The following is a 25,340-nucleotide window of genomic DNA, read 5'->3' as shown; positions in this document are numbered from 1 at the left end:
CGTGGCCAGCGTAGTGTAGGAAAGGCCGCCGCAGTAAGCTCTGGCTTCATAGGAAGGGTAGGCAGAATAAATGAATTCGGATATAAACTGGCAGTCTCATTAAGCCATGTTGCCAAAGAAGCCGGCTGGTAGTATACCAGCCGGCTTCTTTCAAATCAACCCGAACGGCCTGACCAACACGCCCGACGTGCTATTGGCTGAATTTGCGGTCGATGAGTTTGAGCAGCTTGGTGACGTGCTCATCCTTGCGGACCCAGTTGTATTGGGCCGCTAGGTTCTCGGTTACGTAGCGCTTAGCGGTGCTGGCGTCAGGCAATGAGTCGAGGTGCTGAATAGCGGCGTGGTACTCCATATTTTCGCCATTAAACAGCTCATTGATAAAGCTGAACCGCTGGTTAATGGATATGGCCTCGCGCAATGATTCTACTTTGGGCGCCTTTTCGGCCAGCGTGGAGCCGGCCCGTTCTTGGCGTAGCGTTTCACTGAGGCTAGGCGCCGCCGACTGCTCTGCTTTCAGCTTGGCGTATAGCGGCACGGCGCTGCTCTCGGCCGGCTCCGAAAAAGTAGAGCGGCGTGGCTCTGGGCTAGGTGCTTCGGTGGGCTGAACCGCATGCGGCTTCTCCAGGGCGGGTTCTGGCTTAGGGGCCGGCTGGGGTGCCGCCGGCAGCGGCGGGGCCGCTACTGGCTGGCGCGGAATATCGGCTACGGGTGCTGCCTCTTGTTTCAGCGCCGGCTTATCGGCCGTTACAGGAGGGGGCGTTTCCTCATACAAATCGGTTTCCGTGAGCGGCAGTAGCACATTGAACTGCGTTATTATCTCGGCTACCGGTTGCAGCTGCGCTTCTGCAGACTCCTGGTGCAGCCGGAAGCGGCTCAGCAGGTAGTCCCGCTCCAGAACTTGCTCAGACGGCAGTGTGTCCAGAAAGCTCTCGAATACGGGCTTGTTTACATCGAGGTAGCGTAGCGCTTCCCGCAGTTGCTCGGGGGTGCCGGCCGTGAGCTCGCCAAACAGCTTGTGCCCAAACGTTTCGCAGGGGTCGAGGGCGCCGGCCAGGGTATCGTTGATGGCTTGCGCTAACAGGGGTTCAAATACGGGGCGGCTCAGCTTGATGCGGCGCGACAGCACGTTCATGAATTGGGTAAGGGCGTGGCGTACGTCCGCATCCTCAAAATCGAAGTACGGGCTGCGGAGCTTAGCCATTTCGGCCGTCCATTTGCCAAGCAGCTGCTGGACCACGAACAGGTTTACCTGCCGAATAGGAGTGAAACGCAGTACAGCCGGCCCATCGAGGGTGGCCGTAGGGCGGGCCCCAAAGTGCTGATCACAGAGCAGGGAGGCCAAAAGGCGGCCATATTGTTCACGCTTGGCGTGGCTATATTTGATCTTCATTGAAAGCCTGGTTCAACGGGCAATTTAGGGAAAGATGCCCACTCTACTTGTGCAAAATCTGCCCGGCGGGCCCATTTCCGTGCCTGCCGGTGCTACTCTTTTGGCTGCGGTGCAGGCCGCCGGTCACGACTGGCTGCATGCCTGCGGAGCCCGCGGGCGTTGTACCACGTGTCGGCTGGAAGTTATCAGCGGACTTGAGCTGCTAACGCCACCAACGGAGCCGGAGTTGCGCTACCGCGCCGCTGGCCGGCTCCTGCCTACTGAGCGCCTCACCTGCCAAACACGCCTACCCGAGGGCGACGTGGAAGGCCGGGTGCCCGAGGCCACCAAACTTCCCCACGTGCACTACCTCTAAGCAAGGCACCAAGTGGTAGGGGCGCGGCCCTAATTAGGCGTGCCGTTGGCTTCGCAAGCATCCGGCCAGAAATACTAGCCTGATTCTCTGAGGGTAGCGCCGGCCACCGTAATTTTTGCCGCGAGGAAGCCAAAGCAAACTCGTAATTTCGAAAGCCGGACCGTATGCCTTGCAGGTTATGGTCTGTTCCTTTTACCTCTTCTCATTTCATCTGCCGTGTTCATTGAACCCCGCGTCGGTACTGGCCGCGACGCAGCCCGCCGGGGCTGGATTGAAGTCGTGTGTGGCTCCATGTTTTCGGGCAAAACCGAGGAGTTGATTCGCCGTCTCAACCGCGCCAAAATTGCCCGGCAACACGTCGAGATATTCAAGCCCGCCCTCGATACCCGCTACCACGTGGAGGATGTGGTGTCGCATAATCAGAACAGCATCCGCTCAACCCCCATTCCGGTGGCCCAGGAAATGCTGCTGCTGGCGGCTGGCTGTGATGTGGTAGGCATTGACGAAGCGCAGTTTTTCGACGAATCGTTGGTGGAGGTGTGCGTGCAGCTGGCCAACCGGGGTACGCGCGTTATTGTGGCGGGCCTCGATATGGATTTCCAGGGCCAACCCTTCGGCCCCATGCCTGCCCTAATGGCCGTTGCCGAGTTCGTAACGAAGGTGCATGCCATTTGTGTATGTTGCGGCGAGCTAGCCTCGTATTCTTTCCGCGTAACGGCCTCGGAGGATAAAATTTTGTTGGGAGAAACCGAAGCCTACGAAGCCCGCTGCCGGCCGTGTTTTCAGGAAGGCATGAAGGAAAAAACCACCGAGCCGGTTGTTCGGGCCACGCTCAAGTAAGCCGGTTTACGCCAGAGGAAGGGGTAGTGCGCTAGGGCAGAACCAGGGCAGCACGAAAGCTAGGCGGGCAGCGTTATCTTGCCACTGCATTTGTTGCGCCACTAGCCTCTGCCGATGACCTTACTGTTACGCCTGCGCGCCGCTTTCTGGGCGTTACTGCTTTGCTTGCTCAGCTTATCCGGGAGTTTGGCGCAGTCTACGGCCGGCTACGGCGACTGGCAGCTGCATTTGCCCACCAACAGAGCTAAGGCGCTGGCTGAAGCCGGCAGCCGGGTGTATGTAGCCACCGAGGATGCTTTCTTCTTCTTTGACAAAGAGCGCAACACCACGCAGCTGCTTTCCCGGCGCGATGGGCTGAACGATGTGGGCGTGAACACGCTGGCCTACGACTCAGTAAGCCAGCAAGTAGTGGTAGCTTACCGCAGCGGCAACCTTGATATTCTGCGCCTGAAAGATGGAGCCGTTATCAACCTCAATGATATTGCCCGCAAACAAATCAGCGGAGGTAAAACCATCTACCACATTCAAATCAGCGGCCGCCTGGCGTACCTGGCCTGTAATTTCGGGATAGTGGTGCTGGACCTGGTGCGCCTGGAAATCCGCGACTCGTATACGGCCATCGGCCCGGGGGGCAGTGGGGTACGGGTGTATGCCACGGCTGTAGCGGGTGGCGCCTTGTTTGCGGCTACTTCCAACGGCCTGATGCGCGCGCCATTAGCGGGCAATTTGCTGGATTACCGCACCTGGACTACTGATGTGCCCGCCCGCCCCAATGACCCCTTCCGGACCTTGGCCGTGCAGGGAGGGGTAGTGTTTGCTGGCATCAACGGCGACCAGCTCTATCAGTACAATCCGGCGGCTCCGGCTAGTGGCTGGCAGCCGGTAACGGGCGCGCCAACTGGCGTTGAGTTTCGGCAGCTTAGCTCGTCTCGGGTGGGGTTGCTCCTAGTCGATGAACGCCAAGTTTCGGTGTTGAATACGGCTAGTGGCACCATAACCCAAACGCTGCGCCCAGCCCTGCTGCAAGACCCGCGGGCGGTGCTAAAAGCCAGAGAAGCCGGCTATTACCTCGCCGATTTCCGAAATGGCTTACTGAAAACCCTAGACGGCCAGCAGGCCGAGCAATTTGTAACCAACGCGCCGGCTCAGGCCACGGCTTATAGTGTGCTGGCCGATGCGCGCTCCAACACGGTAACCATATTTAGTGGCGGCTACGCCGACCGCTATTTGAGCCTGGATCGATATCAGGGGTTCTTTGAGTATAAAAACGGGCAGTGGACCAACATTACTGCCCAAACGCTGTCGGCAGGCCAGTATCCGAACCCGAAGGACGTGTCGAGAGGTGTTCGGACGTCTGATGGGACGCTGTATGTAGCCAGCTATGGCAACGGGCTGCTGGAATGGAAAGGTCCCGGCGAGTTTCGCTTGTTTAACCCTACCAGCAACCAGCCTAACCCCTTGCTTAGCGCCATTCCAGACCCCAACTATACCCGCATAACCGATGTCACTACGGATCAGGAGGGGAATGTGTGGGTAGTGAACCGGCATCAAATGCAAGGGCAATCGGGCTTGTTTGTGTTCAGCCCCACCCAGAACAGTTGGCGAACGGTGCCTTACTTCAGCGAAAGCGACAACCTAGATCGGATTGTGCTGGATGACTTAGGCGTGGTGTGGGCCAGCCAGGCGCGGGCTCCTGCGGGCCGCAAGCAGGGTATAGTAGCGTATGATGAAAAAAACGCAACCACTCGCAGCTTTTCCGATGCCGACGGCCTGCCCAGCGCAGAAGTGTACGACCTAGTAAAGGACCGACGCGGAGATATTTGGGCGGCAACGCTGAAAGGCCCCGCCGTTTTCAACGACCCGGGCAGTGCCTTTGACCCCAGCCTGGGCCTAGTATTTCAGGTGCCCAACGTGCAACGCGGCGAGGGAACAGGCTTACCGGTACTCTTCAACGAAGCGGTGCGGGCCATTGCCGTGGATGGTGGTAACCGCAAGTGGTTTGCGACTGACAGAGGCCTGTGGCTGTTCAATGAAGACGGCACTGAGGCGCTCCAGCACTTCACTACCGCCAATAGCCCCTTGCCCTCCGACCGTATTGTGGATGTAGAGGTGAACGATAAGACTGGGGAGGTATTCGTGGTCACGGACCTGGGCGTGGTGGCGTACCGCGGCACGGCCACCGTTACGGAAGGCAAGCCTAGCTGCGCCAGCGTATTCCCCAACCCCGTCCGGACCGATTTCACGGGGCAAGTAGGCATTGCGGGGCTGGCCAACAATGGCTTCGTCAAGATTACGGATGTGACTGGTAAGCTCGTGTATCAGACCCGCGCCAGTGGCGGCACCGTTACCTGGAACCTAGCCGACTATAATGGCCGCCGGGTACAATCAGGCGTATACTTGGTGCTCTCTTCTGATGCCGATGGCAAAAACGGGTGCATCAGTAAAATTGCCGTGGTAGAGCGCTAAGTAAGGCGCAAATCCACACGCCAAGCGGAATGCCCAACTCAAAAAATGCGTTTCAGGAGTAGCATAATTTGCTGCCGGCTGGTTGAAAGCAGCACTTACTAGGGTGCTACTTCTGGCAAACCCTTGCCTGGCTGCCGGCCAGTTCCTATTCACTCTCATGCGTCCAGATAGATGTTAATCAAAACCCGGGGTATTGTTCTCAATTACATGCGCTACCGGGAAACCAGTATCATTGCGCGCATCTACACCGAGCGCTTGGGCTTGCAGAGCTACGTAGTGAACGGCGTAAGAAAAGCCAAGCCTCCTGGCCGTATTGCGTTGTTTCAGCCCTTCACACTTCTGGATTTGGTAGCCTATACCTCGCGTAGCGGTGGGCTCACGCGCCTGTCGGAGTACCGTTGTGCCGAGCCTTTCCGGAGCTTGCCCTACGATGTGCGCAAGAGCAGTATTGCCTTGTTTCTGGCTGAAATTGTGGGGCGCGTATTGCAGGAAGAAGAGCAAAATGAGCCGCTATTCGTGTTTCTGCACGATTCCATCTTGGCCTTCGATCGGCAGGAGGAAGGCTTTGAAAACTTTGCCTTAGTATTCCTTCTCGGGCTCACGCACTATTTGGGATTCGGGCCTGAAACCGGGGAGCAGATTACCACGCAGGTGGCTTTTGCCTCTGAGGTGCCCGGGGGCTCCAGCGGCAGTGCCGGGCCCAAGGTTATGCGGTTTCAGGAATTCGATGAGCACTTTGATGCCCTGCTTCACAACCCAACGGCCGCAACTATTCCCAATGGCCGGGTCCGTCGCGAGTTGCTTGGCGTACTGATTCGGTACTATCAGCTGCACGTAGAGCACCTCGGCGACATTCGGTCGTTGTCGGTGCTTTCGGAGGTGCTGGCGGAGCTCTAAAGCCAATTGGGGAAGGCTACCTGCGTTGAACGCATGGCGGCCTTCCCCAATTGGTTATTTTACATCTACTAGCTCCACTGTAAAGCGAAGAATGCTGTTGGGTGGAATATCGGCGCCGGCGCCGCGGGGACCGTACGCCATGCTGGAAGGGATAAGCAGAATAGCTTTACTACCCTTATTGAGCATGGCAACCCCTTCGTCCCAGCCCGGAATCACTTGGCCTTCCCCCAGCGTAAACTCAATGGGCTTGTTGCCATGCTTTTCCGAGGAGTCAAACTCTTTGCCGCTGAGCAGTTGCCCTTTGTATAGTACTGAAACCGTTTGGCCCTGTTTGGGCTTGGCGCCCGTGCCGGGTTTGGTGATGACGTAGTACACGCCTCCGGCCGTTTTGAGCCCTTGCAAGTTGTTTTGTTTGAGGTAAGTCTGAATGCTGGCGTCTTCTTTCAACGCCAGGTCTGCCGCTTGCTTTTCGGCTTTCTCCTGGGCCTGCAGCATCTGTTGCTTCATGTCCTGCATGGCCTCCTCCTGGGTCTGAACTTTCACGGCTTTAGCCAGCACCGTAAGGGTAGGGCCGGCCTTGCGAACAAACGAGGGCACCGGCTGGCGGAATGATTTTTGAAAAACCGTATCGATGTTTAGCCGAAACACGCCGGAGTCGCCGGGCTGCAGCAACGACAGCGCTTCTTCCACGCCGCCTCGTTGCGCCTGGCGAATTGTATCCAAGGGTACCCGCACGGTTTGGCCGTTGCTCTGGCGCCTAGTATGCATCAGCACCGAGTCTTTAGCAGTCCGGAACTCTAGGTGCAGGCTCATGATGCGGCCGGTGCGGGCATTATACGTAGGGTCGCCGGTGGCGGCAAAAGCAGGGCGCAGCACGTAGCGGCCATTTTCGCGGCGGTATATCCGGTATTCCAGCCCCGATTTGAGCTTGCGAAAAGGAGTAGGATCTCCCTGAAAACTCATCAGGCCTGCGGCCCCGCACGTAGCAGCCAGGAAAAAGCGAAGTCGAGAGGAAGATGGCATACAAAACACGTGTGAGGCTATACTACTCTTGTAAAAAGGCTTTGGGCCAGAAGGGAGCCTAGGGAGTTTTCCGACGTCAAGTGAAAACAATACGGTCCGATGGGTGTGCCACCGGACCGAGCTGCTATTTGATTTTTACTACCTCCAGCTCAAACACCAAGTCGGAGTTCGGCGGAATAAGAAACCGTTTTTCGTCGTCCGGGTCGCGCTGGCCTTTGGAGCCGTACCCCAGTTTAGCCGGAATCCAGACGCGGGCGCGGGCACCTTCCGAGAGCAGCAGCAGCACTTCATCCCAGCCTTTAATTACCTCGCCGCGGCCAGCCCGCAGTTTTATGGGGCCACCCTGCTTCACGGAGGCATCGAAGATGTGGCCATCCGGCAGGAAGCCGGTGTAATGCACCGTCACCTTGTCGCCAGGATGGGCCTTAGCTCCCGTGCCCGGCTGCCGAATGGCATACCGTAAGCCAGAGCGCGTAGTAACAGCGCGCGTTAGCAGGCTATCGGGAGTGGCTGCGGCCGTGCTGGCATTGGGCAAGCTAAACTGCGCGTAGCCTAGCCCTGGCGCCAGCACCAACCCTGCTACTAGGCCTGCGGCGGCCATAAAGTGTATGCGGTGCAGCCTACTCAACATTAAGAATTTCCATATCGAAGAGCAGAGGCGTATTGGCCACGATAGTGCCGTAATTCGTCGCCCCATATGCCAGGTAAGACGGAATAAAGATCAGCTTCCGGTCGCCGAGGCGCATATTGAGTGAGGCTGTGTTCCAGCCGGTAATAACGCCCGCCGAGCCATTGGTGAAGCCAAAGCAGCCGCACTGCGTCCGGTTGTTGCTGGAAGCATCAAACACCTGGTCTTCGTTTTTCTCATCAATAAACTTCCCAACGTAGTTAACCGTCACCTGTTTGCCTGGTGTAATCAACGGGTTAGAGGTAGGGCCATCGGTGATGCTTACCAGATAGATTCCGGATTCCAGCCGCGTGAAGTTCGTGATGTTGTGGCGAGTCAGGTAGGCCTTGATGGCTTCCTCGTCCAGTTTTTTCTGCGCTTCCTCCTGGTTGCGAATCCGCTGAATATAGTCAGGCTCGGTGTTGCAGCTGGTAAGGGCCGGCGTCATCGTAAGGGACAACGCAAACAGGGCAAGGAATAAGGAAAATTTCTGTTTCATGGAAAGGGAAGCTTACGCTTGCTAGGTACCTGGGGCCTGTGGGCCATTGGCAGGAAGTGAAAGCGCTAAATTACTCAATGTTAGCTACCTCTACGTCGAAACGCAGGACAGCATGCGGCGGAATCAAGGCACCCGCGCCGGATTTGCCATAAGCCATATCCGACGGAATTAACAAAATGGCTTTGCTACCCAGGTTAAGCTTGGTAAACCCTACGTCCCAGCCTTTTATTACCCCGCCTACTCCCAGCACAAACGGAAATCCCACTGTTTTAGGATCACTTTTGTCGAACACGGTTCCGTCGAGGAGCGTGCCTACATACTTGGCCGTTACCTTTTGGTTTTTCACGGCGTTGGCGCCGCTGCCAGGTTTTGTAATAGAGTAATACAGGCCCGTTTCGGCATCTCGCTCGAAGCCGGTGAGCTTGTTATCGGCAATGTAGGCCGTGATAAGGGCCTCATCCCGCGCTGCGTAGTCGGTGGTGTCAATTTCCTCTTCATCCTTTTTACAGGCTGATAGGAACAAAGAGAATATGCTAATCCATAAGATTGGCAGCCAGGCCGCCCGAAAGCGAAAAAGAGAAGTACGCATACTCAAAAATAAGCAACAGTGTAGAGAGAAGAGCAAAAAGCCCCCGGCCCGGTTGCACCGGACCGGGGGCTTTTTAGGGGGTAGTACCTGAAAAGTTACTTGCCCTGCTGCTGGCGCTGCAACTCCTGCAACTGGCGCTGAATGTCGGCCGCGTTGGGCTGACCAGCGCCGCCAGCGGGAGCAGGCGGGGCGTTCTTCACGTCCACCAATTCCACGTCGAAGCGCAGGATAGCATCAGCCGGAATGTCGGCGCCAGCACCGCGCTGTCCGTAGGCCAGCGACGAAGGAATCAGCAAGGTAGCTTTCGAGCCCTTGTTCAGGAGCGGAATGGCTTTGTCCCAGCCCGGAATCACCTGGCCTACGCCAATTGGGAATTCAATGGGCTTGCCAGCGTTGCCTTTAGCTGAAGAGTCAAACTCTTTGCCATCCAGCAAGGTGCCTTTGTACTGCACCGAAACCAGCTGACCCTGCTTGGGCTTGGGGCCGCTGCCGGCCTGCGTTACGGCTACATACACACCAGACGCATCCTTCTGAGCCTTCAGGTTGTTTTTCTTGATATACTCCTGCAGCGTAGCGTCGTCCTTTTTCAGTTGGGTCTCCGCGTAGGCCATCATTTTCTGCTGCTGCTCACCTTGCATCTTCTGCACGTCGGCCATCGCTTCGTCGCGGCTCTGCACCTTGTCCACTTTCACGAACATGGTCATCACGTTGCCGGCTTTCTTCATGAAAGGAGGAACCGGCTGACGGAACGACTTGGCGAAAATAGTATCCACGTTAAAGCGGAATACGGCCGAGTCGCCGGGCTGCAGAAGGCTGATAGCTTCTTCCAGGCCGCCGCGCTGCTCTTTGCGCACGGAATCCAGTGGTACGCGTACCGGGAAGCCCATTTGCTGCTTGCGCGAGTTGAACAGGATGGAATCTTTGGCGGTGCGGTATTCCACGTGCAGCGCCATGATTTTGCCAATCCGCTCTTTGTAGGTCGGGTCACCTTCAGCACTTACCTCGCGGGCATCGTACTTGCCGGTGGTGCCTTTGAAAACTTTGTATTCAATCCCCGATTTGGTCTTGCTGAAATCACCGCCTTTGTTGCAGGAGGCGAGGCCCAGGACGCCGGCAGCGAGGGCCAGGCTCAAAAGGTTGCGTTGAAGGAGCATGAAAGGGTTTAGTGTTAAAACGGAATGTGCGCCCAAGTTACACGGAATTATACCGATGGTGGCGTTACGGCAAGCGGAGCGGTAACTAATTGGGTCTGGTATTCGGGAAGTAAGCCCAAGAAGCGGTCTACGGTAGCTTCCAGCGGCTCGTGGCTGATGCCGCCGGCGGCATTGTGGTGGCCGCCGCCCTGGAAATGGCGGCGCGAAAACTCGCTTACCGAGAAGTCGCCAACGGAGCGGAAGGAAATCTTTACCGCCTGCCCCCGGTCAATGAGAATAGCGGCAAAAACGATACCCTCAATGCTCAGGGCAAAGTTTACCAGCCCTTCGGTGTCGCCGGTTTTGGAGTGGTATTGGCGCAGCTCATCGGCGGTAATAGCAATGTAGGCCGTGTTGTATTCGCGCAGTACCGTGAGCTTATCCTTCAGCACAAAGCCTAGGAAGCGCAGGCGCTCCTCGGAGTGCGAGTCGTAGATGCGGCGGTGCACATCGCTGAGGTTAATGCCGGCATTCAGCAGCTCGGCAATAATCAGGTGCACGTTGCGCGAGGTGCTGGGGTGGCGGAACGAACCCGTATCGGTCATGATACCGGCGTACAGGCATTCGCCAATACCAGTATCAATCAGCGCTTGGTCGCCTAGGTCCCGGATTACCTCAAACACCAGCTCCGCCGTAGCAGCCGCTTTTGAGTTGGAGTAATCAAGGTCGGCAAAAGCCTCCGGCTCCTGGTGGTGGTCAATCAGCACCTTGGTGCCCCCGGCGTGGCGGATGTACTCTCCAAGCTCGTTGATGCGGTTCAGACAGGAGAAGTCGAGGCAGAAAATTACCTCCGCTGATTTGATGATGTCGCGAACTTGGGCGTCGTTTTCACGCGGCTCGTACACCACCACTTCCTCATTGCCGGGCATCCAGGCCAGAAAGCTAGGGTAGTCCGACGGCGTAACCACCGTAACGGAATGCCCCTTTTTGCGCAGGTAGCCAGCCAAACCCAATGACGAGCCCAGAGCGTCAGCATCGGGCTTGTGGTGGGTGGTGATAAAAATCTGTCGGGGTTGCGCCAGCAGCTCCTTCAGCTCAGATATTGTGGACATTGCCTACAGGTAGGTGACTGAATTTCGGTCGTTTAGGCCGCGTACAAAGGCGGCAAAAGTCGGAAATATTCTGGGTTCCAACAAAACACCTTTCCGAAAGGTGCGTTTAAGGCGGTCATTGCCTGTTGAGAATAGCAAGACAGTTTTCTGCAATGCTTCAGTTCCAACACGCAATACCAGCGAAACCCGCTACTTTTGCGCCCGCAAACTCGCGTTGCTTTTCACGCAGCAATTTACTTAACCTCAACCATACCAGAGCCCATGGCCACGAACCGCACGTTCACGATGATTAAGCCCGACGCAACCCAGGAAAACCACATTGGTGGCATCCTGAGCATGATTGAAGAGGGCAGCTTCCGCATTGTAAGCCTGAAAAAAGTATTGCTGACCCCCGAGCGCGCCGGCCAGTTTTACGAAGTACACAAGGAGCGTCCGTTCTACGGCGACCTAGTAAAATATATGTCTTCGGGCCCTATCGTAGCGGCTATTCTGGAGAAAGACAACGCCGTAGCCGACTTCCGCACCCTGATTGGTGCTACCAACCCGGCCCAAGCTGCTGAAGGCACCATCCGGAAGAAATACGCTAAGAGCATTGAAGCCAACGCCGTACACGGCTCTGACTCCGACGAGAACGCACAGATTGAAGGCAACTTCTTCTTCACTGCTGACGAGCAGTTCTAAGCGCACCTGTCGGTTTACACGTTACCAGTAGCTAGTACTTCGGTAGCGCTGTTTTCCAAAGAAAAGCCCGCCCTGCAGCTTGCAGGGCGGGCTTTTCTTATGTTCAGGAGTAGGTATTACGCTTGGTTTACCGCCAGCTGGGGTTCTTCGGTAGTTTCTTCTACCGCCTGCGGATTATGCTTGTGCTTGAAGAGAATAACAAACAGCACCGCAATAACCAGCGCGTAGGCAGCAAACGTGAGCCAGATGTTGTGCCAGTCCTTGGTTTGGTCAATGGGGTTGGTGAAATACTTCTCGATTACGATGCCGCTGACGGAGCTACCTAGTACGGCACCAAAGCCGTTGGTCATCATCATAAACAAGCCTTGCGCGCTAGCCCGGATTGAGGACGCCGTTTGGGTTTCCACGAACAACGAACCCGAAATATTGAAGAAGTCGAAGGCCATGCCGTACACGATGCACGAGAGGATAATCAGCCAGATGCCCGGCTGATCGGGGGTGCCATACGCCAGCAGACCGAAACGGAGTACCCAGGCAATCATGCTAAACAGCATCACTTGCTTGATGCCAAAACGACGCAGAAAGAACGGAATAGCCAAAATGAACAGCGTCTCCGAAATCTGGGAGATGGACATAATGATGGCCGGGTACTTCACGGCAAACGTGTCCTGATAAGCAGGTACCTTGTCAAAGTCGTGCAGGAAGGTGTCGCCGTAGGCATTGGTGAGCTGCAGGGCGGCTCCCAGCAACAACGCAAACAGGAAGAACGTGAGCATCTTCGTGTCGCGCAATAAGGCAAAAGACTTTAGGCCCAAGGCATCAACCAACGAACGGCTTGAGGCACCCTTGGAAGGAGGCGGGCAGGCGGGTAGGGTGAAGGAGTATACCCCGAGAGCAATGGCTGCTGCCGCTGCTACGTAAAATTGGTTGGCTGATTTTTCGAAGCCCAAGCCACTCACCGTCCACATGGCCGCAATGAAGCCGATGGTGCCCCATACCCGGATGGGGGGGTAGTCTTTCACCACATCGAGGCCTTCGCGTTTGAGTACCGAGTACGATACGGCAATGGACAAGGCCAGCGTGGGCATATAGAAAATCATGTTCAGCAGGATCACCCAGAACATGGTGCTAGGGTCATTCACCAAGGGTACCGTGCACAGTACGATGCCGCCTAAAATGTGCAGAATGCCGTAGAGTTTCTCCGCATTAAACCACTTATCCGCTACGATGCCCATAAGCGAGGGCATGAAGATGGAGGCAATGCCCATGGTGGAAAACACTGCTCCGAACTCAGCTCCCGACCACTGCTTGGTCTGAAACCAGTACGCTCCGATGGTTATCAGCCACGAGCCCCAGATAAAAAACTGTAAAAAGCTCAGGATAATGAGACGCAGCTTGGTACTCATGTAAATGCGGTTGAGAAGAAGGGGGGAATACAATTCGGAACCTAAAGATACAAGAATTCTTTCCGGAGAAATAAGCTGCTAGGCCCCCAAGGAGCCTGAACTGTACGAAGCGCACCCCCAAACAGCTAGCAGTGCTCAACACGCAAAAAGCCCTTTTGCATGGCTGCAAAAGGGCTTTAAGTGAAACGAGAACCTAGTGTTTAGGCTACGCGGCTGCGGCGAAGCGCTTGTTTACTTCGTCCCAGTTAATGAGGTTATAGAAGGCCGCAATGTAATCGGGGCGACGGTTCTGGTACTTCAGGTAGTAGGCGTGCTCCCACACATCAAGGCCCAACAGAGGAGTGCCTTTGCAGCCAGTGTCGGGCATCAGGGGGTTATCCTGGTTGGGCGTAGAGCAAATCTGTACGGAGCCATCGGGCTGCTTGCACAACCACGCCCAGCCGGAGCCGAAACGGGTAGTAGCGGCCTTGGTGAATTCTTCCTTGAACTTCTCGTACGAGCCAAACGACTGGCTGATAGCCTCGCCGATTGCGCCTGTGGGCTCACCGCCACCATTCGGCGACAGAATCGTCCAGAACAGGGAGTGGTTCCAGTGGCCGCCTCCGTTGTTGCGCACGGCAGCTGGTGCGGCAGCAATATTGTGCATCAGCTCTTCCAAGCCTTTACCTTCCAACTCAGTGCCAGCAATGGCATTGTTGAGGTTCGTAACGTAGGCCTGGTGGTGCTTGGTATGATGGATTTCCATGGTCTGCGCATCAATGTGCGGCTCCAGGGCGTCGTAGGCGTAGGGGAGTTGGGGCAGTTCGAAAGCCATAGTAGAAATGTTTTTGTTGGTTGGATAGGACAAACTAAAACGCCGCGCCCCAGAGCAGCAGAACCGCTTGCCAGGAAGCTCGTAGGGTTTGCGGCCCTAAACCAGCTAGTGCGCGTGGCCGTGAAGCCTGCTCCAGCTCGTGCGTGGCGTTCCAGTACTAACCGCTTCACTAGGGCTAGGGTTGCGGAAGTAGTCAAAAGTAGCCTATTTCCGCTTCTGTGCGAAAAAATCACGCATCAGGCTTTCGCACTCCGGCGCCAATATGCCACTGACCAGCTCCGCCCTAGGGTGTAGCAGGTTGCCGTGGCGCCGAAACCCAAATTTTGGCTCGGCCGCGCCGTATACCACGCGTCGCACCTGCGCCCACGCCGTCGCGCCGGCGCACATCACGCAGGGCTCCACGGTTACGTACAAGGTGCAGTCTTGCAGGTATTTGTTACCGAGGTGGTTGGCGGCAGCCGTGAGGGCCAGCATTTCGGCATGGGCCGTTACGTCCTGTAGCTTTTCGGTCTGGTTGTAGGCGCGGGCAATGATGCGCTTGTCTAGCACTACCACGGCCCCAATCGGAATTTCTTCTTCCTCGAACGCATAGCGGGCCTGTTTCAGGGCCTCCTGCATGTACTGCTCATCGGAATAAAGCGAAAGCGTCATAGATGGTGAAGTTGTGAAAGGGGAAGTTGTGAAATCCTCTTATTGCGCTGTTCCTGTAAGCTGAACCCGACACAATTTCACCTTTCACAACTTCACCGCTTATTTCATTACCACGCTGCTCATGACAGCCTTGGCCGTTGGCTGCCACTGCGCTTGCTCGTCGGCGGGTGCTACAAAAGTGAACACAAACAGCTGGTCGCCTTCAATAGCGTATTGCACAAACTGGTACTTGCGGATGGGGGCCAGATTACTACCCCGCTTATTGTCCGTAACCGTCGAGACAAACTCCAGGGCCACGTAGTCGCGCTTGTTTACCGTCCGGATGTCTTCCTGCAGAAACTGCACCTTGGAGTACATGTTCTGAATGCTGGCTTTGTAGATCTTGAGCAGCAACGCGTAGTCGCGGCTCTGGAAAGTGGTGGGCTTCTGCGAAACACTCAGGTCGATGCGGCCGCTGGGGTTGCTGAACACAGCCAGCGGCTTGCGCGGGGCTGGATACTTGGCCGCAATGCCATCATCGGGGAGGGGCGCGAAGCCTTCGGGCACACCAATGGTAATGTTTTTACCAACAGGCGTTTTCTTGAGCTTGGGGCCGGCAAAGGCCAGTAACAGCCCTAGTACCAGCAGCAACGATGCCGCACGAAAAAATCGAAAGTAGGTTTTCATAGATCAAAAAGGAAGTAGGCGCAACCTACTAGGTTTGCAGGAATTGGAAAACGCTCCGGAAACACGAAGCTCCGAAGCCGTAACGACTTCGGAGCCCAAAAACGTGCTAGTAAGCGCTTAGCGGCGCTTCTTGGTTTTGGCCTTGGCCACCGTTGGGTACTTAATCATCACCTTTTTCCAGTATACGTAGTTGCCAGTTTTGGCTTCAATCAGGTAGCTGCCCGCCGGAATGCGGCCCAGATCAACGGGTTCGCCGGTGTTGTTGGCCGGGTCAAGCTCCGTGGTATAGATGGGCTGCTTTTTATAGTTGGTCATTATCAGCGTGCCAGGCTTAGTGAACTGCTGCGTGAAGCTAAGCATGATGCTCTGTCCGTTAGAAGCCGGGAAAACATCAATACCCGACAGCGTTTCTACGCGCTTGATGGGGCCGGTCAGGGTAACAGCGTCAGACTCCGAAGTAGTTTTGATTTCGGTGCCGTTTGCTGCTTTGGTTTTGGTCTTGACCTTGGTCTGGGCCTCCGCGGCCGAGAAGGTAAACAGCAGGGCGGCTAGGGCGAGCAGAGCGGGGCGTTTCATATGCGTAGCGAAGAGAAGTAGCGCGTGAAGGTTGATTCTGGAGGAGCGGTTTGCATACTCCGTGCCGAAATTGTTTCGGCCGACAAAAAACGGCTTTTCCCGGCGTAAATCATATTTTCTATCAGCTGCGCCCAGGTCCTTGCCACTTCTTCGCTGCACGATTTTTCGGCTTCCGACTGATTTTTCCTGCCTACCTTCGCTCTTGTTATAGAACCCGGAACGCCGAAGGCAAGAGGCAGATGGGCGGCATGCCGTACCTGCTTTCCTGCTGAGGCTAGGCGCCGGGTTCTCACCTCACAGCTCTATTACCATGCTCCGGACTCATACCTGCGGCGAATTGCGCCCCGAACACATTGGTCAAACCGTTACGCTTTGCGGCTGGGTACAGCGCACCCGCGACAAGGGCGGCATCCTCTGGATTGACCTGCGCGACCGGTATGGCCTTACGCAGTTGGCCCTGGAAGAAGGGGTAGAAACAGCCGAGGTGCGCGAGCAGGCCCGCCAGCTAGGCCGTGAGTTTGTGCTCAGCGTGACCGGCAAAGTGGCCGAGCGCCACTCCAAAAACGACAAAATGCCCACCGGTGGCATCGAAATTCGGGTGCAGAAGCTGGACGTGCTGAACCCCGCTAAGCTGCCGCCCTTCCTGATTGAGGATGACACCGACGGCGGCGACGACCTGCGGATGAAGTACCGCTACCTCGATTTGCGCCGCAACCCCGTGCGCCAGAACCTGATGCTGCGCCACCGCGTGGCCCAAGCCACGCGCCGCTACCTCGATGGGCAGCAGTTCATCGAAGTGGAAACGCCCGTACTCATCAAAAGCACCCCGGAAGGTGCCCGCGACTTTGTGGTGCCTTCGCGCATGAACGCCGGCGAATTTTACGCGCTGCCCCAAAGCCCCCAGACCTTCAAGCAGCTGCTGATGGTGTCGGGCTTCGACCGCTACTTCCAGATTGTGAAGTGCTTCCGCGACGAAGACCTGCGTGCCGACCGCCAGCCTGAGTTCACGCAGATTGACTGCGAAATGTCGTTTGTGACGCAGGAAGACATCCTGAACACCTTCGAGGGCCTGGTGCAGTACTTATTCCGCGAGGTGAAAAACCTGGAAATCGGCCAGCTGCCCCGCATGACCTACGCCGATGCCATGCGCTTCTATGGCAACGATAAGCCTGACACGCGCTTTGAAATGCGGTTTGTGGAGCTCAATGACCTAGTAAAAGGCCACAACTTCCCCGTGTTTGATGCCGCCGGCCTAGTAGTGGGCATCAACGCAACCGGCGCGGCCTCCTACACCCGCAAGCAGCTCGATGAGCTGACGGAGTATGTGAAGCGCCCGCAAATTGGCGCCACTGGCCTGGTATACGCCCGCGTGGAAGCCGATGGAACCGTGAAATCGTCGGTGGACAAGTTCTACTCGCAGGAGGTGCTCCAGCAGGTGAAGGCAGCCTTCAATGCCCAGCCCGGTGACTTACTGTTGCTACTAGCCGGCGAGGCTAACAAAACCCGCAAGGCTCTCTCGGAACTGCGCCTGGAAATGGGCCAGCGCCTAGGCCTCCGCGACAAGGAAACCTTCTCGGCGCTGTGGGTAGTGGATTTTCCGCTGCTCGAGTACATCGAGGAAGAAGGCCGCTACTTCGCCATGCACCACCCCTTCACCTCACCCAAGCCTGAAGACATAGCGCTGCTCGATAACCCCGACACCATTGGGGAAGTACGCGCCAATGCCTACGATATGGTGATTAACGGCGTAGAAGTAGGAGGCGGCTCCATCCGTATTCATGACCGCGCCGTGCAGGCCCGCATGTTCTCCTTGCTAGGCTTCTCCGATGAGGAGGCCAAGGCGCAGTTCGGCTTCCTGCTCGACGCCTTCGAGTACGGTGCACCGCCGCACGGCGGCATTGCTTTCGGCTTCGACCGCCTCTGCAGCCTCTTCGGCGGCGCCGACTCTATCCGCGACTTCATTGCCTTCCCGAAAAACAACTCCGGCCGCGACGTTATGATCGACTCACCCTCACCCATTTCTGATGCGCAACTGAAGGAGTTGAGCATTGCGACGGCAGTGGTAAGGAAGTAGGAATGGAGCCTGAGGAGTACCCACACATATTTCGCACGTCGACTTGGGTTGGGTACCCCGTCATTCTGCTGGGTCTGATAATAATTTTGCTAGGCCTATATGGAGCAGCAAACGCCAGAGTAAACGCAGGCTTGATTGTAACCTTTTGGCTTCTGGGTGGCCTAGTAGTATGGCAGGGTAGGAAAATAGCAACTCACAAACCGCCGCTTTTCCAATTTGGATCAGCTGGCCTCTGGACACCAAAGATTGGCTTTAGGGCTTGGGAAACGGTAGAGGTCAGAATAGAGTCTGTATCTGGTTTCGGTGTAGGAGTTATCAGAAATTTGGTGATAACGCAGCGTAAACCTCATCAGTCGCTTGATACTATAGCTCTCATGTCACTAGGTGCTTCGGAAGCTGAGGTAGTGCGATTGATTAAAGGATATACAACCATTGAGACACCACGACGGTAACGAAAAAGCGGCTTCTGATGCATCAGAAGCCGCTTTTTCGTTATGTAACATGGTAGGATAAAGTAGACAAAAAGTAAAATTGTGTGGCTATTACATATTTCATGAATAATTAGATATTTGTCTAAATACCTAACAGCACTTGAACGCTCTCTTCAAAGCCCTCAACGACCCCACGCGCCGCGCCATTCTGGAGCTGCTGCGCGAGCAGCCACGCACGGCCGGGGAAATAGCCGACCACTTCCAGTTCTCGAAACCTACTATCAGCCACCACTTGGACTTGCTCCGCCAAGCCGACCTAGTAACCAGCGACAAACAAGGCCAATTCGTGACCTATACTCTTAATATGACTGTAGTAGACGAGCTGCTGGGCTGGCTGCTACAGTTCAAACCTAGTAACGATTCAAGTCTATGAAACCGAAACTTACCATCTGGAACTTGTTGGTTCTGCTGCTGCTCGTACTGCCCGTAGCATATCTGGTGTATACGTGGCCACTGCTGCCGGCTCAGATTCCAACGCACTTCAGTGCAGCGGGCGCAGCCAACGGATTCACGGCGAAAGAAAACGTCTGGTTGCTGTGTCTGGGAATGCCGCTGGGTACCTATCTGCTGCTGGCGTTCCTGCCTCGCCTCGACCCTAAAAAGCGCCTTGATACCAGCAGCGTAAACTACCAGAAGCTGCTGCTAGCCTTGGTGGGCCTAACGAGCGGGCTAGCCGTATTCAGCCTGTATGCTGCGCTGCATCCGGCGGTGCAGCCGGGTAGAGGGTTGGCCGTTATCATGGGCGTATTCTTTGCCCTGATGGGCAATTACCTGACCACCGTGCAGCCCAACTATTTTGTGGGGTTCAAGACGCCATGGGCCCTAGAGTTTCCGCTTATCTGGGCGCGTACGCATCGGCTGGGAGGTAGGCTATTTTTTGCCACCGGTGGGTTGAGCGCCTTGCTGGGCCTAGTAGGGTCAGCTGAAATAGCAATGGCAGTACTGCTCGTAGGCGTATTGGGTACAGTGGTGGCCGTGTATGCCTATTCCTATTGGCTATATCAGCAGGAAATGAAGCAAGCCCAGGCCCACTAGTCTAACTATAGGCACACAACCTCAATAAAAAGAGCCGCCTGGTAAGGCGGCTCTTTTTGTTACGTGTCGTTTCAGTGGGCAACAAGAAACTACAGCTCCACCGCTTTGGTATTGTCTTCCAGCGTCCGGTCCACCAGCATGTGGTAGGGGTCTACGCCAGCCTTGGCGGGCTTTTTCGGCACAATGAACTCCAGGTAGTTAGTGCCCGCGTGCAGGCGGCGCTTCGTCATGGCTAGTGGCAGCACAGGCATTTTTTCTTTGCCTTGCTCCGGGAAAACGGCCACCGGCACCCAATCCTGGTACTTTGCATCGCGCTCATTGCCGAGGCTATCGGCGTAAAACTTCCGCGACTCGATGGTCATCTTCACCTTGTACTGGCCGTTCGGAAGCTTCTGGGCGGTAGCGGCCGTCATGCGGTTGTCATAAAGCGTGATGTTCTCGAACATGTCCTTCACCAGGTACTGCAACGAGTCGGGGGTAGCGCGCTTGATGTAGCCCAGAAACTCGGTGGAGTTAGTGAAGGGCGGGCCCTGGTAGGCCACGGCTTTCGTGTACTCCTTTAGGGCGGCGTTCAGCTTGGCTTCCCCAATGTAGTCGGCCAGGGCATACATTACCACTGAGCCTTTGCGGTAGTGGATGTAGGGCTGGTTTTCTACCTGAGCCAGCGGTACTTCCTTTTTACGCTCCGAGGAGCGGCCGCCTAGGTAGCTGTTCAGCTCATACTTCAGAAACTTCTGCATGGTGTGCGCACCGTAATGGTGCTTCATCACCATCAGGGCGGCGTATTGCGAGAGGGTTTCCGACATGAGCGTCGAGCCCTGCACATCGCCTCCAATCACCTGGTGGGCCCACCATTGGTGCGCTACCTCATGCGAGGTCACGTAGAAGGGGTAGTCGATGTCGTCGGGGTTCTTGTCATCCACATCGGCAATGAACCCGATGCTTTCCGAGAACGGAATGGTGTTGGCGAAACTCTGGGCAAACGAAGCATACTGCGGAAACTCCAGAATACGCACCTGCCGGTGCTGGTAGGGGCTGAAGTTGCGCGAGAAGTAACTCAACGACTCCTTCACGCCCTTCATCATGCGGTCGAGGTTGTACTCGTGGCCGGGATGATAATAGATTTCAATCGGGATGGTGCGCTGACCCACGGAATCCACCCACTTGTCCTTTTTCACGGCGTAGCGGGCCGAGAGGAAGGAGTAGAAGTTGAGCATAGGCCGGTCCATCTTGTAGTGGAAGTAGCGGCGGCCATCTGTGGTCCATTCCTTCTGCAGGTAGCCAGGCGCAACGGCTACTTGGTCGGGAGAGGTGCTAACGGTGGTTTCAAAGCGAATCCAATCCGAGTCGTGACTGATATATGTGTTCTGTCGGGCCTTCAGGTCATTTACGCGGGCCATGCGGGGCTTGGGCTGCAAGTCGTTGCGCTTGCGCACATCATCGTCGCTTAGCTCTCGATTTTCCGAATACCCTAAGGAAGGCAGGTAGCTGCTGTTAAAAAACGTACCGTTGTACACGATGCTCGTGTTGGAGCCACTGTTCGGGAAGCCTTTCTCCTCATACGCTACCTCCAGGTTCAGGCGCAACGAGTCGCCGGGCGCTAGGGGCTGGCCCAAGCGGTAAATGCGGTAGAGGTAAGCCGAGTCGTTCAGTACTAGGGTCGCGCCGGGCCCAAAGTCGAGTTTCTGGATGTGGGCGTCCTGCGGAATGGTTACGTGCACCGAATCGAGCGGCCGGCTGGTTTTATTTTGCAGCACAAAGTAGCCCGTGAAGTTCACCCGGCGCGCCTCAGGAAAAATATCGGTGTTCAGGTTTACGGCCGTAATACGCGGCTGCGGAGCATTCAGGTAGCGGCGGTACTTCTTCTCGAAGGCGGCCTGCATCTGCTCTTCCGCCTTGGGCGTGCGGTAGTCGTTCAGTACGTTGGTGTTGTAGAAGATAAAGCCTCCCGACACCAGTATCACCAGCAGCCCCAGGCCGGCCGCTACCCAGGCCGGGCGCCGGAACCGCCGACCAGCTTCCTGCCGGCGCCAGCTTAGGGAAGCCTCCGTGCCGCGCACCCACAGCAGGTTGCTCAGCACCGCCAGCAGCACCGCAAAAGCCGCCCAGTACACCTTAAACCACACAAAACCCTGCACAAAGTGACCATATCCGTTCATGGCCGAATACGGAATGTCGGGGTTTCCGCCGTAGTCGAGCAGATGGTGGTTGAGGCCGAGCTGCCCACGGAAGATGTTGGCGACATAGTACAGCACCATCACGAAGTGGCCAACATACTTGTTGTTTACCAGCACCTGCACCAGCATCGCCAGCACGCACAGCAACAGGTAATCCGGTAGCCGTCCGCCAAACAGTCCTTTAAGGTACAGCAGTGGCTCGTATTGGAAGTAGCCGTGCGCTGTTTGTATCAGCACGCCGCACACCAGCACCACCAGCAGCAACACCACCTGAATCAAACCCAGGGCCGTGAGCTTGGAAAAGAACGGCACCCAGTTGGGTACCGGTAACGAATCGGTGATTTGAGAAATGTTGGATTCCCGCTCCCGCCACACCAGCTCGCCGGAGTAATAGGTAATGATGATGAGCATGAACAGGGCAAAGTTGCCGCCCAGCGCATCCATGATTTCGTTGGTGACGGGAAACACCGTGGTGCCGTACATCTTGCCCACCTGGGTGCCGATTACGAGCAAATAAATAGCGCCCGAAGCCACAAGGGCAATGAAATACACACTCCGCACAATACCGCGGAATTCCATCTTGGTCAGGCTCCACCATTGGCGCCAGCTCATGGCCGAAGTGAACAGCTGAGCAACCTTTGGGAGCTGCAATTGGGTAGGGGCGGGCATGGCGGCGGCTTGCGCAGCGGCGGCAGCTAGCGAAGCTGCTTTGCGTTTACCCGGTTTGGCCTCCGAAGCAAAGGCCGAGAAGCGGAACCGCGCAAAGCATAATGCCAGTAAGGCCAACGCCACACCGAGCCACACCCCGCGGTTCAGCAGGATGTATTTGCTCAGGGGCAGCAGCAGCGTGTTTTTCTCCGCTGGCGTCCAATAGCGGGTAGTGAAGTAAATGGCGCCCGCGCCAAACGCATCCAGGGAAGAGGCCAGCACCTCATTGTCCATGTCGGAAAGGTAGGATTGGGCCACAATGTACCCTAGCAGCAGCACCACCGAGCCAATGTACGTGCTCAGGATATTGCGCGTGAGTGTGGCCATCGTGAAGAACACTGCTCCTGAAAACAGCAGGTTTGGCAGCACCATAATCAGGTAAGGCCACACATAATGGCTCAGCTGCGTGGGCCCCAGCTTTTCGGGCTTGATCCAGGGCATAAGGGTAGCCAGCCAGATACCCAGCCCGATACCCGTAAACACCACAATGGCCACCACAAACGAGCCCAGGAAGCGCCCGCCCAAATAGCCCCACTTGCTGATGGGGGTAGTGAAAAACAATGAGTGCGTTTTGTGCTCGAAGTCGCGGTATACGGAGTTGCTCATTAGGGCCGAAGCCACCAGCACCCCAATCCAGCTCAGTACCGAAATCATGGTGCTGATGGTGTGCGGCGCGTTGAGCTTCACGTTGGCATTGCCCCCAATGCTCACGCTGGAGCCTGGCAAACCACCTCCGGCCGCCGTCACCAGCAGAAACGCCATCAGCAAAAACAAGCCAAAGTAAATCCAGGTAGCGGGCCGACGGAAGCGGTATTTCAGCTCAAAAAGGAATATGGGTAGAAACATACGGGAGGTAGGAAATCAGATGAAAAAAGGAGGGAAGCAGCCGGCCGACTAGGGTCCGCCACAAGGCAAACCTCAGCTAACGGCCGCCGGATAAAGCGTACCTGCGCCTATACCGCGGCGGCTTCTACCATCACCTTCCGCCCATTGATTTGGGCGAAGTACACATCTTCCAGGTCTGGGTTTACCTCTTCAAACGCGCCGTCGGGGCGGTCTTCGCTGAGTACGTGCACCACTGTTTTTCCCGCAAACAGGCGGGAGCTGATAACGTTGTGGTGGGTTTGCAGGGCCGCTAGCTCCGTTTTCTCCACCAACTTGCGCCACACGCGGCCGCGCAGCTCTTCCATTACCGTCAGCGGGTCGCCGTGCAGCAGCACCTGGCCTTTGTTGATGATGGCCATGTTGCGGCACAAATCCGACACGTCGCTGACGATGTGCGTGCTCAGAATCACGATGATATTCTCGCCAATCTCGCTCAGCAGGTTATGAAAGCGGTTGCGCTCGGCGGGGTCGAGGCCGGCGGTAGGTTCATCCACGATAATCAGGCGCGGATTGCCGAGTAGCGCCTGTGCAATGCCAAAGCGCTGCTTCATGCCGCCGGAGTAGCCGCCCAAGTTTTTCTTGCGGGCTTCCCACAGGTTGGTTTGTTGGAGCAGGGCTTCCACAGCCTCTTTCCGCTCTTTGGCATTTCCTATGCCTTTCAGCACGGCCAAGTGGTCGAGCAATTCCTCCGCCGATACGCGCGGGTACACGCCAAACTCCTGGGGCAGATAGCCCAGCACGCGCCGTACGCTGTCCTTTTCACGTAGCACATCCAGGCCGTCCAGCAGTATGGAGCCATGGTCGGGTTCCTGTAGCGTAGCAATGGTGCGCATCAGGCTGCTTTTGCCTGCGCCGTTGGGGCCCAGTAACCCGAACATGCCGGTCGGGATGGTGAGGCTGACGTCCTTCAGGGCTTGCGTGCCGTTGGGATAGGTCTTAGAAAGATGCTCAATTACTAGGGCCATATCAGAGAGAAAGTGGGTAAATGATATACTGAAGGCGTTGTCCGGTACCACATCAATATCCCGCGGAGCCGGGTAGGTGTCTGATGATGAGAATGTAAGATGCAGCTGGAAGGGCGCTAGGTAATATTATATAGCCTAATTCTAATGTTGGTGCATATTCAACCAACAGGCCACTATTGCCCCTCAAAAGGCAGTGGATGAGGGTTTAGCCGTGGTGCAAGGCTAGTAGGTAGAGTTGCGGTGCTTTGGTGGCGTAGGAGCTAGTTGCCGGAAAGGCAGAATCCTAAGGCATGATCAAAAATACCGCAGACGACTACAGCTATAAAGCCGCGGTTTTGCTTGAAACTGCGATTTTGTGGCTGTTTCTTCTATCTTTCCTGCTTCTCTGCACTTTTTTCCGCGTCCGTATGCGTCTGCTCCGCGACCTGAAGCTCGATGAGGTATTTGTCCTCGACATCGAAACCGTGCCTTGCGTGGGCTGCCACGACGATTTGCAGGAGATGCTGAAGGAGCTGTGGGAGCACAAATGCCACGCCCTGCGCCGTGAAAAAGGCTGGATTTCGCACCACGACCATATTGCACCCCTGCCCGATGCGCTGCACGCCGCTTCGTTGTTTGAGCAGGCGGGCATCTATGCTGAGTTTGGGCGGGTGGTGTGCATTTCGGTGGGCCGCTTCCGGTACGCGCCTACCGGCGAAGTGTGCTTCAGCGTGAAGTCTTTTTATGGGCACGATGAGCGGAAGCTATTGCTGGAATTCAGCAAGGCTATTAGTCACCGGCCACATTTCCGGCTGTGCGGACACAACGCCAAGGAGTTCGACTTTCCCTATATCTCGCGCCGCATGCTCATCAACGGGCTAGAGTTGCCGCCTCACCTGGATACTGCTGGCAAAAAGCCCTGGGAAGTACCCCACCTCGATACCATGGAGCTCTGGAAGTTCGGCGACCGGAAATCGTTTACGTCGCTGAGCTTGCTGGCCGCCATGTTCGGTATCCCTACCCCCAAAGATGATATCCAAGGTAAGGATGTGGCCCGGGTATATTACGAGGAAAACGACTTGCCTCGCATTGCCCGCTATTGCCAGAAAGACATTATCACTACGGCGCGCCTGCTGCAGAAATTCCGGGGCGAACAGCCTTTCACTGACGACGCCATAGCTTACGCCGACGAAGAAACCGTGCTAATGCGCCGTACCTAAGAATTGTTCGGCGTGAAGGCAGCAGGCTAAACCACTGAACT

General features: G+C 56.2%; 23 protein-coding genes. 9 read left to right on the top strand and 14 right to left on the bottom strand.

From position 1 onward, the window contains the following. Window positions 1-190: 190 nt before the first annotated feature. Window positions 191-1,390, bottom strand: coding sequence for a hypothetical protein (locus tag ACYVHC_RS07690; RefSeq protein ID WP_460613086.1), 1,200 nt, complete (start codon window positions 1,388-1,390; stop codon window positions 191-193). 34 nt (window positions 1,391-1,424) lie between these two features. Between ACYVHC_RS07690 and ACYVHC_RS07685 the strand changes: the two genes are divergently transcribed. The 4 genes from ACYVHC_RS07685 (at window position 1,425) to recO (ending at window position 5,948) form a co-directional block, all read left to right on the top strand. Beyond that, the gene (locus ACYVHC_RS07685) at window positions 1,425-1,745 is read left to right on the top strand and encodes a 2Fe-2S iron-sulfur cluster-binding protein (protein WP_460613085.1); all 321 of its coding nucleotides are present in this window, start codon (window positions 1,425-1,427) and stop codon (window positions 1,743-1,745) included. Between the two features lie 216 nt (window positions 1,746-1,961). Beyond that, entirely contained in the window at window positions 1,962-2,585 is a 624-nt protein-coding gene (locus tag ACYVHC_RS07680; protein WP_460613084.1) for a thymidine kinase, read from the top strand. Between the two features lie 114 nt (window positions 2,586-2,699). Then, a complete protein-coding gene (gene porZ, locus ACYVHC_RS07675; RefSeq protein ID WP_460613083.1) occupies window positions 2,700-5,051 on the top strand; it encodes a type IX secretion system anionic LPS delivery protein PorZ in 2,352 nt (783 codons plus the stop codon). 171 nt (window positions 5,052-5,222) lie between these two features. Further along, complete coding sequence (recO, locus tag ACYVHC_RS07670; protein ID WP_460613082.1) at window positions 5,223-5,948, top strand: DNA repair protein RecO; 726 nt, start codon at window positions 5,223-5,225, stop codon at window positions 5,946-5,948. Between the two features lie 54 nt (window positions 5,949-6,002). Here the strand turns inward: recO and ACYVHC_RS07665 are convergent, their stop codons facing one another. From ACYVHC_RS07665 to ACYVHC_RS07640, 6 genes are all read right to left on the bottom strand, one after another. After that, window positions 6,003-6,971, bottom strand: a complete 969-nt coding sequence (locus tag ACYVHC_RS07665) for an FKBP-type peptidyl-prolyl cis-trans isomerase (RefSeq protein ID WP_460613081.1) — start codon at window positions 6,969-6,971, stop codon at window positions 6,003-6,005. A 124-nt stretch (window positions 6,972-7,095) separates the two neighbouring features. Next, complete coding sequence (locus ACYVHC_RS07660; RefSeq protein WP_460613080.1) at window positions 7,096-7,572, bottom strand: FKBP-type peptidyl-prolyl cis-trans isomerase; 477 nt, start codon at window positions 7,570-7,572, stop codon at window positions 7,096-7,098. A 19-nt stretch (window positions 7,573-7,591) separates the two neighbouring features. Continuing rightward, window positions 7,592-8,137, bottom strand: coding sequence for an FKBP-type peptidyl-prolyl cis-trans isomerase (locus tag ACYVHC_RS07655; protein ID WP_460613079.1), 546 nt, complete (start codon window positions 8,135-8,137; stop codon window positions 7,592-7,594). A gap of 70 nt (window positions 8,138-8,207) precedes the next feature. Continuing rightward, window positions 8,208-8,726, bottom strand: a complete 519-nt coding sequence (locus ACYVHC_RS07650; RefSeq protein WP_460613078.1) for an FKBP-type peptidyl-prolyl cis-trans isomerase — start codon at window positions 8,724-8,726, stop codon at window positions 8,208-8,210. A 95-nt stretch (window positions 8,727-8,821) separates the two neighbouring features. Next, a complete protein-coding gene (locus ACYVHC_RS07645; protein ID WP_460613077.1) occupies window positions 8,822-9,880 on the bottom strand; it encodes an FKBP-type peptidyl-prolyl cis-trans isomerase in 1,059 nt (352 codons plus the stop codon). Between the two features lie 47 nt (window positions 9,881-9,927). Continuing rightward, window positions 9,928-10,971 (bottom strand): DHH family phosphoesterase, encoded by a 1,044-nt coding sequence (locus ACYVHC_RS07640; RefSeq protein WP_460613076.1) that lies wholly within the window; start codon window positions 10,969-10,971, stop codon window positions 9,928-9,930. Window positions 10,972-11,232: 261 nt separating this feature from the next. On the opposite strand from ACYVHC_RS07640, the gene ACYVHC_RS07635 reads away from it, so the two are divergent. Then, on the top strand, window positions 11,233-11,652 hold the full coding sequence (locus ACYVHC_RS07635; RefSeq protein WP_460613075.1) for a nucleoside-diphosphate kinase: 420 nt from the start codon (window positions 11,233-11,235) through the stop codon (window positions 11,650-11,652). A 116-nt stretch (window positions 11,653-11,768) separates the two neighbouring features. On the opposite strand, the gene ACYVHC_RS07630 is transcribed toward ACYVHC_RS07635, so the two are convergent. From ACYVHC_RS07630 to ACYVHC_RS07610, 5 genes are all read right to left on the bottom strand, one after another. Beyond that, complete coding sequence (locus tag ACYVHC_RS07630) at window positions 11,769-13,058, bottom strand: nucleoside permease (RefSeq protein WP_460613074.1); 1,290 nt, start codon at window positions 13,056-13,058, stop codon at window positions 11,769-11,771. 205 nt (window positions 13,059-13,263) lie between these two features. After that, window positions 13,264-13,872: a superoxide dismutase gene (locus ACYVHC_RS07625; protein ID WP_460613073.1), complete on the bottom strand. Its 609-nt coding sequence runs from the start codon at window positions 13,870-13,872 to the stop codon at window positions 13,264-13,266. Between the two features lie 204 nt (window positions 13,873-14,076). Further along, window positions 14,077-14,523: a nucleoside deaminase gene (locus tag ACYVHC_RS07620; protein ID WP_460613072.1), complete on the bottom strand. Its 447-nt coding sequence runs from the start codon at window positions 14,521-14,523 to the stop codon at window positions 14,077-14,079. A gap of 99 nt (window positions 14,524-14,622) precedes the next feature. Further along, window positions 14,623-15,189, bottom strand: a complete 567-nt coding sequence (locus ACYVHC_RS07615; RefSeq protein WP_460613071.1) for a hypothetical protein — start codon at window positions 15,187-15,189, stop codon at window positions 14,623-14,625. Between the two features lie 117 nt (window positions 15,190-15,306). After that, window positions 15,307-15,765, bottom strand: coding sequence for a hypothetical protein (locus ACYVHC_RS07610; RefSeq protein ID WP_460613070.1), 459 nt, complete (start codon window positions 15,763-15,765; stop codon window positions 15,307-15,309). A 310-nt stretch (window positions 15,766-16,075) separates the two neighbouring features. On the opposite strand from ACYVHC_RS07610, the gene aspS reads away from it, so the two are divergent. From aspS to ACYVHC_RS07595, 3 genes are all read left to right on the top strand, one after another. Beyond that, a complete protein-coding gene (gene aspS / locus ACYVHC_RS07605) occupies window positions 16,076-17,839 on the top strand; it encodes an aspartate--tRNA ligase family protein (RefSeq protein WP_460613069.1) in 1,764 nt (587 codons plus the stop codon). 591 nt (window positions 17,840-18,430) lie between these two features. Further along, window positions 18,431-18,703: an autorepressor SdpR family transcription factor gene (locus ACYVHC_RS07600; protein WP_460613068.1), complete on the top strand. Its 273-nt coding sequence runs from the start codon at window positions 18,431-18,433 to the stop codon at window positions 18,701-18,703. Then, complete coding sequence (locus tag ACYVHC_RS07595) at window positions 18,700-19,365, top strand: SdpI family protein (protein ID WP_460613067.1); 666 nt, start codon at window positions 18,700-18,702, stop codon at window positions 19,363-19,365. Before ACYVHC_RS07600 ends, ACYVHC_RS07595 begins: the two co-directional genes overlap by 4 nt. An 89-nt stretch (window positions 19,366-19,454) precedes the next feature. Here the strand turns inward: ACYVHC_RS07595 and ACYVHC_RS07590 are convergent, their stop codons facing one another. Together ACYVHC_RS07590 and ACYVHC_RS07585 are read right to left on the bottom strand one after the other, a co-directional pair. Next, the gene (locus ACYVHC_RS07590; protein ID WP_460613066.1) at window positions 19,455-23,096 is read right to left on the bottom strand and encodes an ABC transporter permease/M1 family aminopeptidase; all 3,642 of its coding nucleotides are present in this window, start codon (window positions 23,094-23,096) and stop codon (window positions 19,455-19,457) included. A 107-nt stretch (window positions 23,097-23,203) separates the two neighbouring features. Next, window positions 23,204-24,100, bottom strand: coding sequence for an ABC transporter ATP-binding protein (locus ACYVHC_RS07585; RefSeq protein ID WP_460613065.1), 897 nt, complete (start codon window positions 24,098-24,100; stop codon window positions 23,204-23,206). A 407-nt stretch (window positions 24,101-24,507) separates the two neighbouring features. Here ACYVHC_RS07585 and ACYVHC_RS07580 point away from each other — a divergent pair, with 407 nt between their 5' ends. Further along, a complete protein-coding gene (locus ACYVHC_RS07580) occupies window positions 24,508-25,299 on the top strand; it encodes a 3'-5' exonuclease (protein WP_460613064.1) in 792 nt (263 codons plus the stop codon). Window positions 25,300-25,340: the final 41 nt, after the last annotated feature.

Source organism: Hymenobacter seoulensis (genome assembly GCF_054780535.1).
This window is presented reverse-complemented; position numbering and strand designations above follow the sequence as displayed.